This window comes from Nocardia sp. NPDC049220 (assembly GCF_040647855.1).
Taxonomy (GTDB): domain Bacteria; phylum Actinomycetota; class Actinomycetes; order Mycobacteriales; family Mycobacteriaceae; genus Nocardia.
On record NZ_JBEZDA010000010.1, the window covers coordinates 100553 to 116771 of the forward strand.

General features: G+C 67.4%; 14 protein-coding genes and 1 pseudogene. 3 read left to right on the forward strand and 12 right to left on the reverse strand.

Annotation, left to right across the window (positions count from 1 at the left end):
- Positions 1-413: 413 nt before the first annotated feature.
- The 3 genes from AB0C34_RS21320 to AB0C34_RS21330 all read left to right on the forward strand — a co-directional run bounded on the left by AB0C34_RS21320 (position 414) and on the right by AB0C34_RS21330 (position 2842).
- Complete coding sequence (locus tag AB0C34_RS21320) at positions 414-929, forward strand: hypothetical protein (RefSeq protein WP_357075519.1); 516 nt, start codon at positions 414-416, stop codon at positions 927-929.
- Positions 930-1502: 573 nt separating this feature from the next.
- A complete protein-coding gene (locus tag AB0C34_RS21325) occupies positions 1503-1862 on the forward strand; it encodes a hypothetical protein (protein ID WP_357075522.1) in 360 nt (119 codons plus the stop codon).
- Positions 1863-1903: 41 nt separating this feature from the next.
- Complete coding sequence (locus tag AB0C34_RS21330; RefSeq protein ID WP_357075525.1) at positions 1904-2842, forward strand: hypothetical protein; 939 nt, start codon at positions 1904-1906, stop codon at positions 2840-2842.
- Between the two features lie 50 nt (positions 2843-2892).
- Here AB0C34_RS21330 and AB0C34_RS21335 read toward each other — a convergent pair.
- The 12 genes and pseudogenes from AB0C34_RS21335 to AB0C34_RS21390 form a co-directional block, all read right to left on the reverse strand.
- A pseudogene (locus AB0C34_RS21335) lies at positions 2893-3206 on the reverse strand (3-methyladenine DNA glycosylase); the annotation flags it as partial.
- A 127-nt stretch (positions 3207-3333) separates the two neighbouring features.
- On the reverse strand, positions 3334-4263 hold the full coding sequence (locus tag AB0C34_RS21340) for a 3-methyladenine DNA glycosylase (protein WP_357075528.1): 930 nt from the start codon (positions 4261-4263) through the stop codon (positions 3334-3336).
- 49 nt (positions 4264-4312) lie between these two features.
- Positions 4313-5377 carry a hemolysin family protein gene (locus tag AB0C34_RS21345; RefSeq protein WP_357075531.1) on the reverse strand — a complete coding sequence of 355 codons (1065 nt, stop codon included), beginning with the start codon at positions 5375-5377 and terminating at the stop codon, positions 4313-4315.
- Entirely contained in the window at positions 5370-6752 is a 1383-nt protein-coding gene (locus AB0C34_RS21350) for a hemolysin family protein (protein WP_357075534.1), read from the reverse strand. Before AB0C34_RS21350 ends, AB0C34_RS21345 begins: the two co-directional genes overlap by 8 nt.
- 241 nt (positions 6753-6993) lie before the next feature.
- Positions 6994-8430, reverse strand: coding sequence for a GuaB1 family IMP dehydrogenase-related protein (locus AB0C34_RS21355; RefSeq protein ID WP_357075537.1), 1437 nt, complete (start codon positions 8428-8430; stop codon positions 6994-6996).
- Between the two features lie 582 nt (positions 8431-9012).
- Complete coding sequence (locus tag AB0C34_RS21360) at positions 9013-9861, reverse strand: DMT family transporter (protein WP_357075540.1); 849 nt, start codon at positions 9859-9861, stop codon at positions 9013-9015.
- Positions 9862-9864: 3 nt separating this feature from the next.
- Positions 9865-11481, reverse strand: coding sequence for a DEAD/DEAH box helicase (locus AB0C34_RS21365; RefSeq protein ID WP_357075543.1), 1617 nt, complete (start codon positions 11479-11481; stop codon positions 9865-9867).
- A gap of 180 nt (positions 11482-11661) precedes the next feature.
- Positions 11662-12600, reverse strand: a complete 939-nt coding sequence (locus AB0C34_RS21370; RefSeq protein ID WP_357075546.1) for a M56 family metallopeptidase — start codon at positions 12598-12600, stop codon at positions 11662-11664.
- Positions 12601-12643: 43 nt separating this feature from the next.
- Positions 12644-13036, reverse strand: a complete 393-nt coding sequence (locus tag AB0C34_RS21375; RefSeq protein WP_357075549.1) for a BlaI/MecI/CopY family transcriptional regulator — start codon at positions 13034-13036, stop codon at positions 12644-12646.
- A 71-nt stretch (positions 13037-13107) separates the two neighbouring features.
- Positions 13108-14010 carry an ABC transporter ATP-binding protein gene (locus AB0C34_RS21380; RefSeq protein ID WP_357075553.1) on the reverse strand — a complete coding sequence of 301 codons (903 nt, stop codon included), beginning with the start codon at positions 14008-14010 and terminating at the stop codon, positions 13108-13110.
- On the reverse strand, positions 14007-15020 hold the full coding sequence (locus tag AB0C34_RS21385; protein ID WP_357075883.1) for an iron chelate uptake ABC transporter family permease subunit: 1014 nt from the start codon (positions 15018-15020) through the stop codon (positions 14007-14009). The genes AB0C34_RS21380 and AB0C34_RS21385 overlap by 4 nt, the downstream gene beginning before the upstream one ends.
- An 80-nt stretch (positions 15021-15100) precedes the next feature.
- The gene (locus AB0C34_RS21390) at positions 15101-16147 is read right to left on the reverse strand and encodes an iron ABC transporter permease (protein ID WP_357075556.1); all 1047 of its coding nucleotides are present in this window, start codon (positions 16145-16147) and stop codon (positions 15101-15103) included.
- Positions 16148-16219: the final 72 nt, after the last annotated feature.

The following is a 16219-nucleotide window of genomic DNA, read 5'->3' on the forward strand; positions in this document are numbered from 1 at the left end:
TGAACGATGGATTTCGATAGTCGAATCCCCTGGTCAGATTCTTGGCCGGGGGATTTTTCTGTTCATGGTGAGGGCGGAACTATGCCGAAGCATCGAGGTTGTCAAGGCGATGGGGCGCGGCGACAGCGCGCTGGCCGGATTGTGTGGACAGTCCAACGGGGCGCCCCGCTGTCGATCTGATCGCTCGCGAGACTGTCTTCTGGAATTGTGGATTACACATGGGCCGTCGGGCATTTCGCCCGACTCGTTTGTCGCTTCTGCCCACGTACGGTTCGCTCGTGATCGTCCATGGCGAAGGTGATTTCATGCTCGATACCCCCCGGCGAAGCGGATCCAGCTCGTATCTTGATCACGTGAGCACCACCGGATCCGTTCGCACACGGTCACGTATCCCTCGTTGGTTCGTTCTTTGGATGGGACTGCTGATCGCGCTCGTGGCGGTGTGCTGTCTAGCGCTGTTCTGGCAGTTGGGTGCTGCGGGGACGTTCCCGACCATCGTCGTGCTGTGGTTGGTTCTCGGCGTGCTCGGCGCGATCGCCTGGCTGTTCGGACTGCTCGGCCTGCTGCGCTACCGCGCCGTTCTCCATAGTCTCGCCTCGCCCGCCCTGATCGCGGTTCTGCTGGCGTCGGTCTGGTTCGATATTCCGGAAACCACCGGCTGGCGGCTCTCCCGCGCCATTCTCGAGGACCAGGCCGTCGACTGCGTCAATCCCGGCCACCGCACCCGCCTAGGTGTCTACGCCATCACCTACATCACTTCCCGTGATGGCGGCTGCCTCTTCTATACGCGAGCGAGCGAATCGAATACCGGCGGATTCGCCTACTTCGCCGACGCCGCTGCTCCACCCCATATCGGCGCACCCCCCACCCGCGGTATCGAGTACCAAACGTTCGAGGGTCGGTGGTACCGATTCACCGAGAAGTCGTGATCGCTTTCAGCGAGTGAGGCAGGCTGCCTCGCGACAGTTCCTGCGCGTTCCATGGTTCGCGGTGACGCCACCGCACGATCTCTCAGTGTGCTGTGCCGCCGCGATTCCACCGCACTTGTGCTGACCAGCCTCGGGAGCTTCTGCTGAGTTCTGCGGGAGCGAGTGCTGCACTGGTGGTTGTTCGCCGATTGCTGGCTGCGTACTTCCGGAATCTCGCGGATATTCGAATCTCGAGGCGTCCGATGACATCCGGCCGCGCTGGTCGAGGTGGCTGGGGATGTCTGCTCCGAGGTGCCGCGCGTCAGTCGGTAGACCGCTACCGGGTGTGATCGCGCCGGTGATCGTCGTGCACACTCCACTGCGCGAATCGTGGCTCAGAAGCCTACGCGTCATTCTCAAGCAATCTTAACTAGATTGCTGCTTGTCCGGACAATAAGGCCTTGAACTCGGATAGCAACAGTAGCTACTCGGTAGTAGTTTAATTTGCGTGAGACGCTCATCGTTTGCTGTTGGAAAGATCTTTCTGGTTGGTTGCTGTCGCGCCCGGCGGGATCTGCCGTGGAGGTGAGGACGGTGGCCGAGTACACGCCAACACTGGTCGTTCTCTATGACGTGGGCTCCGCGCAACCACTACGAGTAGCCGAGTTCAGGCTGACATCGGGGGGTGCGGCGGCGCTCACCGTGATCGACCCCCGCGGATGCCTGGTTGCCGAGCGCTGGCACGACCGCGGGATCAAGGTCTACAACCCGCCCAGTCGAATCAGATCCGACGATGGCCCACGGTTCTTGCGTGCGCTGATCCAGTCGGCGGGGATGAGTTACTACCGTGTGGTCGACGAAAGCGCGGGAAGGTCGGCGCCCGCGGTCGGTCGGACCCCCTGGCAGCGGACGCCGGATCAGACTTCCGGGCTCGTGACGCCGCCCCAGCCGTGATCGAGGGCGTCACCCCGCTGCTGCGTAGTATCGCGAAACGTTTGACCAGAACCTTGGACCTGGGCACACGATCGGTCGAGGGCGTCTACCGACGCACCGGCAATACCGCCAGCGGCGCCGCCCGCACTTTCCGGGAGGTCGACGAGCGGTCCTCGCCGCTGTTGGACGAGCCCCGGAGGATGCGGCAACCGCATCCGATGCAGGTGGCGAGGAGTCGTACATGGGACTATCGGCCGAGCGAAGCCGAGTCTGCCATGAGTGCACGCCGATTGACCGACGATGTCGAGTTTTCCGGTGCGATGGGCGACCTCGTCGCGCGCAGTTCGACCGAAGTGCGAAAGATGCGCTCAGACGACGGGGAACTGAACATATACAAACCGATACATGGTGAGAAATACGACGCAGGCCTGCCATTCATACACGCGCCCGGTGCGCTGACGAGCAGGGAGATCGCAGCGTATCGTGTCGATGAACTTCTCGGATTCGGCAGAGTGCCCCCCACTGCCCGAACAGACGGCGTGATCGGAGCTGATGGCCGACCTTTCGGCCCCGGAATGATCCAGCAGTTCGTCGATTCCGAACCGTCCAGAGCAATCGGTGCTTACCCGAGAGTCCAGCAACAGCAGGTCGCCGTACTCGACTACGTCATCGGTGCGCTCGACCGCCACCCAGGCAACTACCGCACCGTCGACCGTGGCGATCACCTCGACGTGGTCGCCATCGACCACGGCAGGTCGTTTCCCCTGTCACAACGTCCGCTCGAGATACCGATCGACTCCGATTTCGTCGCGGCGCAGAAGGGCGAGTTGCTCGAAGGCGACGTGTTGCGGGCTGTGCGGGGCGTCGAAATGGACCGGTTTCGGGCAGCGCTCGGGGACGCGGGTTTGCACCCCAACGCGATAGACGGAGCGGTCGCGCGGTTGGAAAAAATCCGTGAGCTGCAGCGGATCCCCGGCGATGTATGGGTTTTGCCACCCTGATCACCCGACTACTTGTCAGAGTGGCGTTCGCGCGAGCACTCCGGCTTGCGTCACCAGGTCCGCGCGAGGTGTGCGTCCGTCTCGGCGTGCGCCAGCGCCAGGAGTCCGTCGCAGACACCGAGGGAATACCGGTGCAATGCCACCGCGCGTCCTACCAGTACGGCTAGGCGCGGACGTATTCGGCACGCCCCGCCGAGGTCTCGATGTGTACCGGCTCGTAGCCGTGTTCGGAGAGATAGTAGGCGGCGCGCATATCGAGTTCGCGGGCGGCGCAGGCCAGTTCGAACCAGTCCAGCAGCAGTTCCGAGGAGGTCAGGGGGACCAGTTCGAAACCCCACTTGTAGAGGTCGATTGTTGATTCCAGGTGAACGGCGGGCCCTGTCGCGGCAGGAGCGCATGGAAACGCTGTCCTCGGAAGCTGATATTTGGTCCCGCTTCCCAGCGATCCGTGGCGTGCATGCAGCCACGTGAGACACGGTCTTTGGAGAGTTCTATTCAGGCGCTTGTTCCAGCAGCGACTCTAGGGTTGCGAGCAACCGCTCTCGCAGTACTTCGGCTCGGCTCGACAGTTCAACTTGGCGACGAACATACTCGGCTCGCCCAGAAGGTGTTTCGATGCACACCGGCTGGTACCCATATTCACGTATGTCGTAAGGGCTGGCTTGCATGTCGAGGACCCGGGCATCGAGGGCGAGTTCGAAACAATCCAAGAGCAGTTCAGAGGGCGTTAGTGGGCTTGTATGAAAGCACCACTTGTACAGGTCCATGTTCGTGTGCAGGCATCCAGGCTGTTCGTGGTCGACCTGATCGGCCCGGGTCAGCGGCTTGGCGTTCCGGCCGGCCGCCTCCGGGGTGAAGAAGCGGTAGGCGTCGAAATGTGTGCAGCGCAACGACATCGACTCGACCACGGCATCGGTGCCCGCTCGACCCAGCCGTAACGGGACCTTCTGGTGGCGGATGTCGTCGGTGCGATAGACCATCGCCCACTCGTGCAAACCGAAACAGGACAGTTGTGCGGGACGGGACGCGGTGGCGCGCAAGAGGCTCGCGATGAACGCGAGGGTGTCCCGACGCGCGGCCAGATGGCCTGGGTCGGCCGTGAAGACGGCGACGTCGGGGTGGAAGCCGTCGACAGGCCAAGCGTATCCGTCGCCTTCGGTAGCGCACGCCGCCCTCACCTGGTGGTAGCCCCGGGCGCCGTCGTACTCGGCGGCGTCTGCCAGCGCGACACCATAACCCGGGTGCCAGCGGCGCAACTGCGCGGGTTTGTGACCGTAGTAGGTGAACAAGAAGTCGATCACCGGATGCGACAAACCCTGTGCCCGCCGGTCGAGATACGGTCCGACCAGCTTGTCGAGCCGGACTCGGTGCTCCGCGGCGGTCGCTTTCCATCGCGCGGCGGGCAGCGCGCGCACCGTCATGCCCGCACCCGGTCGCCGTGACGGGGCGCCTGGGCTCGGCGCGCCGCCCTCATTCGATCACCCGATGCGTACCGTCTCGGACGGTGCCGACGAATTCCTCCACCAGGTCCTCCATGGCGACAACGCCGGTCGTATTGCCTCGTTCGTCGACCACCCGGCCGAGGTGGCTGTTGGTGCGGCGCAACCGTGCCAGGGCCTCGTAGAGCGTCGTGCCCATGCCGACGGTCGGCAACGGCCGGATGTCGGTGCGCGGGATCGGCGTCGCGGGACCGGCGCTCTCGTCGGCGACCTTGTCGAGCACGTCCTTCAGGTGCAGGTAGCCGACCAGTGAGCCGTCGCTTGCCCGCACCGGGTATCGGGAGAATCCGGTCTCGGCGACGGCGGATTCGATGTCGCCGAGCGTGGTCCCGCTTCCGCGCAACGGCACCGACCACGTCGCGTCGAGCGGCACCATCACGTCGGCGACCACCCGGTTGCTGGTGTCCAGCGCCTGGGTGAGACGGCGATGTTCCTCCTCGTCGAGCAGGCCCTCCGAGCGTGACTCGCCGATCATCTCGGCCAACTCGACCGAGGAGACGGTGGCCTCGAGTTCGTCCTTCGGCTCGATCCGCAGCAGCCGCAGCGACAGATTGGCGGCGAGGTTGTAGAGCGCGATGAGCGGACGGGCCAGCCGCAGCCACATCAGATGCGCGGGAACGAGCAGCAGTGCACTGCGTTCCGGCCCGGCCAGCGCGATATTCTTCGGGATCATCTCGCCGAACAGAATGTGCAGGATGACCACGATGGTCAGCGCGAGCGCGAACGCCAACGGATGCAGCAGCTGCTCGGGCAGGCCGACCAGTTCGAAGGGACCCGCGAGCAGATGTGCGACGGCGGGTTCGCCGACGCGGCCGAGTAGGATCGAGCAGATCGTGATGCCCAGCTGCGCCGCCGCCAGCATCATCGAAAGGTTCTCGCCCGCCCGGATCACCGTGTTCGCGTTGCGTTTACCTTGTGCCGCAAGCGCTTCCAATCGGTCCCTGCGAGCGGAGATGAGCGCGAACTCCGCGGCGACGAAGAAGGCATTGCCGCCGAGCAGCACGGCCGTGAGCAGTATGCCGAACAGATCACCCATGGCTGGGCTCCTTGGTGACAAGGGCCTCGGCGGCGACCGGGATCAAGCGCACCCGGTCGATGCGCCGCCCGTCCATTCGCTCGACCCGGGCGATCCAGCCGCCGGCGCCGGGGTGCTCCCCGGTCGACCACTGCTGCGAGCGAGGATTCGGCAGCACGACTTCGTCGCCCGCCACCGGGATGCGGCCCAGCCTGGTAAGCACGAGGCCGCCGAGAGTCTCGTACTCGCCCTCGGGGGCGTCGTATCCGGTGGCTCGAGAGACCTCGTCGATGCGCAGCAGCCCCGAACAGTCCCAGCCGTCGGACACGCGCCGCACATCGCGCTCCTCCTCGTCGTGCTCGTCGCGGACATCGCCGAGGATCTCCTCGATGATGTCCTCCATGGTGACCAGGCCCGCGGTACCGCCGTACTCGTCGACGACGAGCGCGACCTGCATACCGTCGGCACGGATGCGCTCGAGCACCTCGTCGCCGTCCAGGCTCGCGGGCACGATGGGCACCGGGCGGGCGAGCAACTGCAGGGGAGTGCTGCGGCGCACACTCGCCGGGTGCGTAAATGCCTGTTTGACGTGCACGAAACCCAATGTGTTATCGAGATCGCCGTCGATCACGGGGAACCGGGAGTAGCCGGTGCGACTCGTCGCATCGATGAGATCGGCGATGGTGTCGAGTTTGTCCAGTGCCTCGATCTTCACCCGTGGCGTCATCAACTCCTCGGCGCTGCGCTCGCCGAACTGCAACGAGCGATCCATCACCTGTGCGGTGCGCTGGTCGAGCGCCCCGCGCAGTGCGGAAGTCCGTACCAGGGAGCCGAGTTCCTGTGGGGACCGCGCCGAGCGCAACTCTTCGGCTGGCTCGACGCCGAACCTGCGGACGACCCAGTTCGCGGTGCCATTCAGGAAATGGATCATCCACTTGAACGCCACCGAGAACCCAATCATCGGCCCGGCGGTGGCGCGGGCGGTGGCGAGCGGTTTGGCGATGGCGATGTTCTTCGGCACCAGCTCGCCGTAGATCATCGACAACGAGGTGGCCAGCACCAGTGCGAGCGTGAGTGCGACGCCGTGCGCGGCGGCGTCACTCAGCCCGATCCCGGTGAACAGCGGATTCAACAGCCTGGCCAGTACCGGCTCGGCGATGTAGCCGGTGATCAGCGTGGTGATGGTGATGCCGAGTTGTGCGCCGGACAGCTGAAACGACAGCGTGCGATGCGCCTTGCGGACCATCCGCGCTTGCACGTCGCCGGTGCGAGCGTGCGCCTCGACGGTGCTGCGTTCCAGCGCGGTGAGGGAGAACTCGGCGGCGACGAACAGCGCGGTGCCGACCGTCAAAGCGACGAACCCGACCAGGCTGAGCGCATTGAGTGCGACGGACATCGTCAGCACCACCCGAACGGTGCTGAGTACCAGCTGGGGAAGGGGACGACTGCGGAGAGAGGGACGCCGGGTTTGTCACCCGGCTCGGTAGAGGAGCCCTCCTGTGCGGCGCCCTCGGACGCGGGTGACAACTGGATCCTTTCGGGAAATGAGTCATGGTGCCGGTGCCCGGCAACCACTATGTTACCGGCCCACGCGTCGAGTCGCGTGGGCCGGTGCCCGGCTGTTCAGGGTGTCGGGTTCACCAACCGCTGGGTAGCGGACGGCCTTCGGCGAATCCGGCCGCGGACTGCACGCCGAGTACGGCACGGTCGTGGAATTCGGCGAGGTTGCGCGCCCCCGCGTAGGTGCACGCGCTGCGGACGCCCGAGCAGATGTGGTCGATAAGGTCCTCCACGCCGGGCCGTTCCGGGTCCAGCCGCATCCGCGAGCTGGAGATGCCCTCCTCGAACAGCGCTTTGCGCGCGCGGTCGAATTCGCTGTCGGATGCGGTGCGGGCGGCTACGGCGCGCTTGGACGCCATGCCGAAGCTTTCCTTGTACGCGTTGCCATCGCGGTCGACCCGCAGGTCGCCGGGCGACTCGTAGGTGCCGGCGAACCACGAGCCGATCATCACGTTGGACGCGCCCGCCGCGAGCGCGAGCGCGACATCACGGGGATGGCGCACGCCGCCGTCGGCCCAGATGTGCACGCCGAGTTCTTTGGCGGCGGCGGCGCACTCGGCCACCGCGGAGAACTGCGGACGGCCGACGCCGGTCATCATGCGGGTGGTGCACATAGCCCCGGGGCCGACACCGACCTTGATGATGTCCGCGCCCGCCTCGGCGAGGTCCCTGGTGCCCTCGGCGGAGACCACATTGCCTGCTACCAGCGGGACACCGAGACCGAGATCGCGGACGGCGGCGAGGGTTTCGAGCATCTTGGCCTGGTGACCGTGTGCGGTGTCGATGACGAGTAGATCGGCGCCCGCGTCGACAAGGGATTTGGCCTTGGCGGCGACGTCGCCGTTGATGCCGACCGCCGCCGCGACGCGCAACTTGCCCGTGGCGTCGACGGCGGGTTGGTAGATGCCGGCGCGGAGGGCCCCGGTGCGGGTCAGCAACCCGGCCAGGGTGCCGTCCTCAGCGGTGAGCACGGCGAAGTCGGCGTGCTTGGCGTGCAGCAGGTCGAACAGATCGCGTGGGGTGGTGCTGGCCGGCGCCCGCACGAAATCGGTGACCGCGACCTCGCGGAGCCGGGCGAATCGGTCGACGTCGGTGCAGGAAGTCTCGGTGACCACGCCGACCGGGCGTCCCGCGTCGACCACGACGACGGCGCCATGCGCGCGCTTGTGCATCAGGGCTACCGCCTCGGAGACCGAGCGGTCGGGGGCAAGTGTCACCGGGGTGTCGGCGGTCAGCGAGCGGCTTTTGACGAAAGCTATGGTGTCGGCCGCCGCGCTGTTCGGCAGATCTTGCGGAAGCACCACGATGCCACCGCGACGTGCCACGGTCTCAGCCATGCGGCGCCCGGCTACCGCGGTCATGTTCGCCACGACGATCGGGATCGTGGTGCCGGACCCATCGGCCGTCGACAGGTCGACGTCGAAGCGCGACGCGACATCCGTCCGATTGGGGACCAGGAAGATGTCGTCGTAGGTCAGGTCGTATGGCGGCTGGTGACCGGGTAGAAAGTGCACTTGACCGATGATAACGGGGACCCGTGCGCGCCGCGCCGTTCTCCCGGCAACGCCCCCTGCCGCACAGTTCGCCTGCCCGAGTTCCGGGCGCTGTCTCCGACGACGAGAACCACGAGTTCTTCGCGGCCCGGTCGGCGCTGAGAACGGTCCAGCCCGCACCGCTCGCGCGGGCGAGCGTGACAAGTAGCTGTTTCCGTACCGGCCCGGTGGTGTCGATAGGGTCATTCAGCCGTTTCCCATCACGTTCTTGACCGATTCCGTGCGGTTTAGTCGATCTACGCGCAACGTTCGCAAAACTCTTACGGCGGGGCAGCCTGGCCGCGTCGCCGGCGCAGGTTGGCCAGGACGTAAATGTGCTGCCACTGTGTCGCGGCGAGCGCCGTACGGATGCTGCCCGAGCCCGCTGCGGTCGATCCGTGCTCGGTACAACAGGATTTGGCGGGATCCCGCCAGTATTCGGCTGATGCCGTGCGGGATTCGGAGGACGCCGCCACGGATGCCGACCGAGGTGGCCTTGGCCCGGGCGGGCGGCCGTCCGGCCCGACATCGATGTCACGGAGCGTGCGCATCTAATCGTCGTGGTCAGGCGGCGGTGGCCTGCGAGCGGGAGAGCGCGAGTGTGGTTGCGCACATGACGATCACCGCCAGCCCGGTGACCACGAGGCCGAGGGTGTTCGTCCGAAAGTGTTCATCCAACACGGTGAGTCCGAGGAAGGCGGCGGCGAGTGGCTCGGCGATCGTGACGGCGGGCAGGGACGCGGCGAGCGGTCCGGCCTGAAACGCGCGCTGCTGAAGGTAGACGCCGGTCACGCCAGCCGCGATCAGCGCCCAGGTCTGCCAGCTGCCGAGCACGTGCAGGAGGCCATGCTCGAACAGGTCGGTGACGTAAGAGGTGAGGGCGGCGGCGAGTCCGTACAGCGAGCCGCTTACCGCGCCGAGCAACAATGCACGCCGTGCCGGGTCCACCGCGACGATGCCGCCCGCGACCGCCCCGACGATCAGGGCGAGCATGAATCCGAGCGGGAGGAGCCACTCGTGCAGGGGTGCACTGGTATTGCCTTCCGTCGGGTCGCCGACGAGCAGGAAACATGCCAGCGCTGCGGTCAATGTCAGCGCGGTCAGCCAGGTGCGGGGCGTGATACGGCGGCTATTGAGTCGCGCCGCCAGTGGCAGCGCGAACACCAGGGCACTGACCAGGATCGGTTGCACAAGGAGCACGGCGCCGAGTGCGAGCGCGGCGACTTGCATCGCGTATCCGCCCGCGTCGCCGACGACGCCCGCCAACCAGCGCGGGTTACGCACCAGCGATCGGACGAGCGATTCTCCCTCCGGGACCGCCGCGGCCGCCCGTTGCTGGGCGACCGCCGCGACGGCGAACAGCATGGCCGCGAGCACTGCGCAGGCGACGGCCCCGATCGGGTGATTCGACACCTATCAGTTTGCTACATGATTGCCATACCTCGGCGACTGCTGTGCTCGCACGGCGCGTCGTCGTGGTCGCCCGGGCGTGTCGCCGGACCCGGAACCCGCGTCTCGGCTGGAGAACTCCGTCGTGCTGCCGGAGTCGCGTACCCGCGTTGCCTTAGGTGCGCCCGCATGCCGTCCCGCGGAGTTGCTCGTCGGCGAATTTCCAGTCGCTGTCGCACTGTGGCGTCGGCCCGACGTGCCCTTGGCGGGTCCGCCGATCCGATCGGCGGACGATGCCCCCGAGCCCTGTCGTGCGCCCGACTTGATCGCCGCGCCCGCGCCACGGCCACCGGAAGCGGCCTGCTCGCCCCGGCGCCCCGGCTTCCTGCGGGGAGGCTTCGCCGTGCTCGCGACTGGCGCCGGTGCGGTCGGCGCCGCAATCGGAACGCCGGAGGGGCGACGCGCGCCGGTGATCTCGATCAGCGTGCGGTCGCCCGGACGCACCTCGACCCCGTCGACCTCGACCCCGGCCTTGCGTGCCATCGTCTCGACGTCGCGCCGTTCCTCGGTCATCACGAGTGTGACCACCACGCCGTCCTCGCCCGCGCGGGCGGTGCGTCCGGCCCGATGCAAGTAGGCCTTCGGCTCAGCCGGCGGATCGACGTGCACAACAAGGGAAATTCCGTCGACGTGGATGCCGCGTGCGGCGACGTCGGTGGTGACCAGCACCGGCACCGAGCCGTCGGCGAAAGCCGCGAGCGTGCGGGTCCGGTTGTTCTGTGCCTTGCCACCGTGCAGTGCGCCCGCGGGGACACCTGCGCCCCGCAATTGCTTGGCGAGCCGATCGGCGCCGTGCTTGGTGCGGACGAACATGATGGTCAGCCCGTCGCGAGCGGCGATCTCGGTAGCGACGGCTCGCTTGGCGACCTTGTCGCGCACGTACAGCAGATGGTGCGACATCGTCGCGACCGAGGCCGAGGGCGGTGCGGTGGAATGGGTGACCGGAGAGCGCAGGTAGCGCTTGACCAGCTTGTCGACCTCGCCGTCGAGTGTGGCCGAGAACAGCAGTCGCTGACCGTGTTTCGGCGTGCGGTCGAGCAGCTTGGTGACTTGCGGCAGAAAGCCCATGTCGGCCATGTGGTCGGCTTCGTCCAGCGCGGTGATCGACACGTCGGACAGGTCGGCGGAGCCCTGCATGATGAGGTCGGCGAGCCGGCCCGGCGTAGCGATGAGCAGGTCGACGCCGCGCGCGAGTCGGTCGGCCTGGCGCTTGATCGGCGCGCCGCCGACCACCGAGGCAACCCGAAGGCCGAGCGCGCGCCCCGGTTCGTCGAGAGCCCGTTCGATCTGTGCTGCCAGCTCACGGGTCGGTACCAGCACGAGCCCGCGCGGCTTGCCGGGCTTGGCGGGTGAGCCGGCCAAGCGGGTGAGCATCGGGAGGCCGAAGGCGAGGGTCTTCCCGGAACCGGTCGGCCCGCGGCCGAGTACGTCCTTGGCGGCCAAGGCGTCCGGCACCGTGGCGGCCTGGATCGGGAACGGCGTCTCGATGCCGTCGCGCCGCAGTGCCTGTACGAGCACGGCGGGCAGGCCCAGTTCCGCGAAGGTCACGGTGGGCGCCGCGGCGACGGTTGTCGAGGGGGTCACGAGGGGTATATGCCTTTCGTCGCACAGCGCGTTCGACGCGAACGCGCTGTTCGGTGGGTTCGAGAGCGGTGCACGATGCGGTTCATCGCGCGCTGCGGCGCGAGTGATCGCATGCCGCGTGAAGAGCTGGCGCGGCCGATCGGAGACCGGGCCGAGTGTCCAGGATACGGCCTGGCGGATTCAGCCGTGGAACAGCCGACTGAGTTCGACGAGCCAGGGTACGGCCACCGCCTGCGTCGGCACCAGCAGGATGGCGGCGGAACCGAGGTAGGCGGCTGTGGCGATACGCACGTCGCCGATCCGATCGCTGAGTCGCTGGATGCGGATCAGTGTGGTCGGACCACCTGCGGCGAGCGCGCCTTGCGGTGCGGTGGACTTCGCGCACGCGATCAGGGCGCGGGCGAGTGGTTTCGGCCCGGTGACTTTGACTGCAGAATCGTCGGCGAGCAGTTCGATCAGCAGTTTCACCGAGCCGAGCGCCGCCTTGCTGCGCACCACTCGCGGGAACGCCTCGTGCACTGCGGTGAAGGCCTCCAGCACCAGATCGTGCCTGGCCCGCAGGTGCGACCGCTCATGGCTCACGATGGCGGTGACCTCGGCATCCGCCAGATTGGTCAGCGTGCCCTCGCTGAGCACCACCCGCTGGCGCAGGCCGGGTAGGCAGTAGGCGATCGGCTCGGTGGCCGCCAGCACCCGGATGTCGGCGGCGCGGCGGTGCGGACCGCCCTGGTCGAGCAGGTCGACGAGCATGCGGTGGCGGGCCCGCCGCCTGCGCGTGTGCACGCCGACCCGGACGATCGCGTAGATCAGTCGGGCGCCGACCAGTAGCGTGAGCGCGAAGACAGACACATAGGCCAGCCACAACGGCACGCCGAGCGCGTCGATCTCGCGGGTCGGTGCGGTGGTCGGATGTCCGTCAGGGCCGGGCACGAGCAACTCGGCGGCGATGGCGAGTCCCGACCCGAACGCGCTGAGCACGGCGGCGAGCGCGATAGCCTGCCAGAGCACCAGTGCGGCACGAGGTGTCCGGTAAGTCCAGGTTGCCCGGCTGAGCAAAGCCGGAGCGGGTCCCGCGAGAAGCAATGCCAGTCCGGCGAAGACCGGCGCTGTTGCGTTCATCGACTCAGCTCACTGCGTTGTGGGGCCATGACGCCCGAGAAGTCTACTCCGGAGGGGGTGCCGGATCCTCGGTTGCTTCGAGCTTAGCGAGTGCCTCCCGTAGTGCGGCAGCCTCATCCCTACCCACCTGTTCCACGAAGTGCACGAGCGCGGCGGCGCGGCTGCCCGCCTCGTCGGCCTGTTGCAATGCGTCCACCATCAGACTGGCCACCAGTTCATCGCGCGTATGCACGGGCGCATAGCGGTGCGCCCGGTCGTCGCGCCGCTGGACCACGAGGTTCTTCTTCGCCAGGCGCTGCAACACGGTCATCACCGTGGTGTAGGCGAGCTCCCGGCGTGCGGCGAGCGCCTCGTGCACCTGCCGAACCGTTTGTGGTTCGTCGGCCGACCACAACTGGTCCATGACCGCTTTCTCGAGTTCACCAAGACCTGCCATTCCTCAATTTTAGGTACTCAACGACGGTGATGCGTACTACAGGGTGTCGTAACTATGTAATAACTGGTGTGTCATTTGTCATAGGGTGCGGTTTCCGGCCCGGCGACAGCCGGTCCGCCCACCGTGCCGCGGACATGTCGGGCGCCGATCGGCACGATCATCGGCCTGCCCGAGACGGGGTCCTCGAGCACCGCGGCCTCCAGGTCGAACACCTCGCGCAGCAGCTCTACCGAGATCACGTCGGCCGGGGCGCCGCTGGCGACGATGCGCCCCGCGCGCATGACGATCAGGTGGTCGCTGTAGCGGATCGCGAGGTTGAGGTCGTGCAGCACCATGACGATGGTGCGGCCGAGGTCATCGTGGAGCCGGTCGACGAGATCGAGCACCTCGATCGAATGCGCCAGATCGAGGTAGGTGGTCGGCTCGTCGAGTAACAGAATGTCGGTGCCCTGGGCCAGCGCCATCGAGATCCAGGCACGCTGGCGCTGGCCGCCGGATAGTTCGTCGAGAGCGCGGTCGGCCAGATCGGCGATCCCGGTCTGCTCCAGTGCGGTCAGCACTTCGGCTTCGTCGGTGGCCGACCACTGGCGGAACCAGGACTGGTGCGGATGGCGACCGCGCGCGACGAGGTCGGCGACAGTGAGCCCTTCCGGCGCGACCGGTGACTGCGGAAGCACGCCGATGATGCGAGCCACGGCTTTGGTGGTCATCGTGGAAATAGCTTTGCCGTCCAACAGGACTCGGCCCGCACGTGGGCGCAGTAGTCGCCCGAGCGAGCGCAGCAGCGTGGACTTGCCGCAGCCGTTCGGCCCGATCACCGTTGTGATCACTCCGGGGGCGATATCCAGACTCAGGCCGTCGACGATGATCGCGTCGCCGTAACCGAGGGTGACGCCGTCCACGCCGAGACGATGCGCGTCGGTGTAGGTCGAATCGCCCACGGCATCCGTAATGCTGCGGTCTGCGGCCGTCATGACACTGTCGCCTTCCGATTGATCCGCACGAGCAGGTACAGCAGGAACGGGCCGCCGAACGCCGCAGTGACGACGCCTACCGGCAGGTCGATCGGAAACACCGCGCGCGACGCGACATCCGCGCCGACGACGAGGATGGCGCCGATCAGCGCTGAGCCGATCAACGGTTCGCCCGGCGTGCGCAGCAGTCTGCGCGCGATCTGCGGCCCGGCGAGGGCGACGAAGCCGACCGGCCCGACGGCGGCGGTCGCTACCGAGGCGCCGATCACGGCCGCCCCGATCAGGATCGCCTGCTGGGTCTGGATTCGCACGCCGAGCGCCCGGGTCGTCTCCGCGCCGAGGCGCAGCGCGGCGAGGGTGCGGGCCGAGCCCAGCGCGACGAGCGCCAGCACGGTGGTGGCGATTGCGGCGGGCGCCAGATGCGCTCGGTCGGCCGCGTTGAGCGATCCGCTCAGCCACAACTGAGCGCGCTGTGCGTCCGCCAGGCTGGCGCGGGTGAGCAGCCAGCTGATGCCGGCGGTCAGCAGTGCATTGATGCCGATGCCGATCAGCACCAGCCGCAGTCCGGTAACACCGCGCTCACCGGTGGCGCTGCGTCCCCAGGCGAGCAGATAGATGGCCACCGCGGTGAGTAGCCCGCCGACCAGCGCGGCAAGTGGCGCACCGACAGTGGCCGCCAGTCCGGTGCCCGCGCCGCCGGTGCCGACCAGGACGGTGACGGCGCCGAGACTCGCGCCGGAGGTGATGCCGAGCATGTCAGGGGCGGCCAGCGGGTTGTGCAGAATCGACTGTGTGATGGCGCCCGCGAGTCCGAGTGCGATCCCCACCATGAGCGCGGTAAGCGCCCGTGGTAGCCGGGATTCGAGCACGATGAACCGCTGTGCGCGGGTGCCGCCCCCGGTCAGCACGTCGAGCACACGCCCGAGCGGGAGGTGTGATTCGCCGACGGCGATGTCGAGGCAGAACAGGACAAGTGCCACCACCGCCAGCGCCGCGGCGATCAGCGCCATCCGCGGGCGCAGCACGGTCGAGGCCGGCCCGACGCGCACTGCCGGCCGGGCGCCGCCTGCTGTGATCTGCGGCGAAAGTCTCACAGGCCCACCAACTTCCTGCGACGGACGAACGCGAGGAAGAAGGGCGCGCCGAGCGCCGCCAGTACCACCCCGACCTGTAGCTCGCCGGGTCGGGCCACCACGCGGCCGATGATGTCGGAGACCAGCAGCAGCAACGCGCCGAGCAAGCCGGAGTATGGAATCAGCCAGCGATAGTCCGGCCCGGTGAGCACCCGTGCGAGATGTGGAACGGCAAGGCCGAGGAACGCGATCGGCCCGACCGCCGCCGTCGCGGCTCCCGACAACAGCACGACGGCCGCCAATCCCAGTGCCCGGCTGCGACCGACGTGCACGCCGAGACCCCGCGCGACCTCCTCGCCGAGGCTCAGCAGATTCAGGCCCGGCGAGGCCGCCACGCTGAGCAATGTGCCGACCGCCAGAAAGGGAAGCACCTGCCAGAACACCTCGGCATCGCGCCCCGCCACGGTGCCGACCACCCAGAAGCGGTAAGTATCCAGGGCCGACGCGTCGAGCAGGATGACGGCGTTTGTCATCGCCTGCAGGAACGCGGTCACTGCTGCGCCGGCGAGCACGAGGCTCAGCGGGCTCGCCTTTCCACCCCCGACGGCCGAGATTCCGAACACCACCAACCCGGCGATCAATGCCCCGGCGAACGCGAACCAGATGTATTGCTCCGGCGTGCTGAACGCGAACAGATACACGCTCAGCGCCGCGAGGAAGGCCGCACCCGCGTTGAGGCCGAGCAGTCCGGCGTCGGCCAGCGGGTTTCGGGTGTAGCCCTGGATGAGGGCGCCGGCGATGCCCAGGGCAAGTCCGCAGACCAGCGCAAGCGCGGTGCGGGGGAGTCGCAGCCCCCGCACGATTTGTTCCTCGGTGGAGTCGGCCGCGCAGGAAAAGGGCCCGCCGGGGCAGGTGAGCGCGTGGTGCACGGCGTCGTAAACAGTGCCCGGTGCGAGCGATCGGGCGCCGACCGTGACGCCCGCCACGATCGCCAGCGATAGCAGCGTGGTGACCAGAAGTAGTCCGGTCAGTCGCCGTCGGCGCACGGTGTCGAGGGGTGTCACGCGGCGAACTACTCCTGACTCGGCAACCGGGCACTTGCTAGGTCTGGTAAGCCTAACCTATCTTTCGGTGCG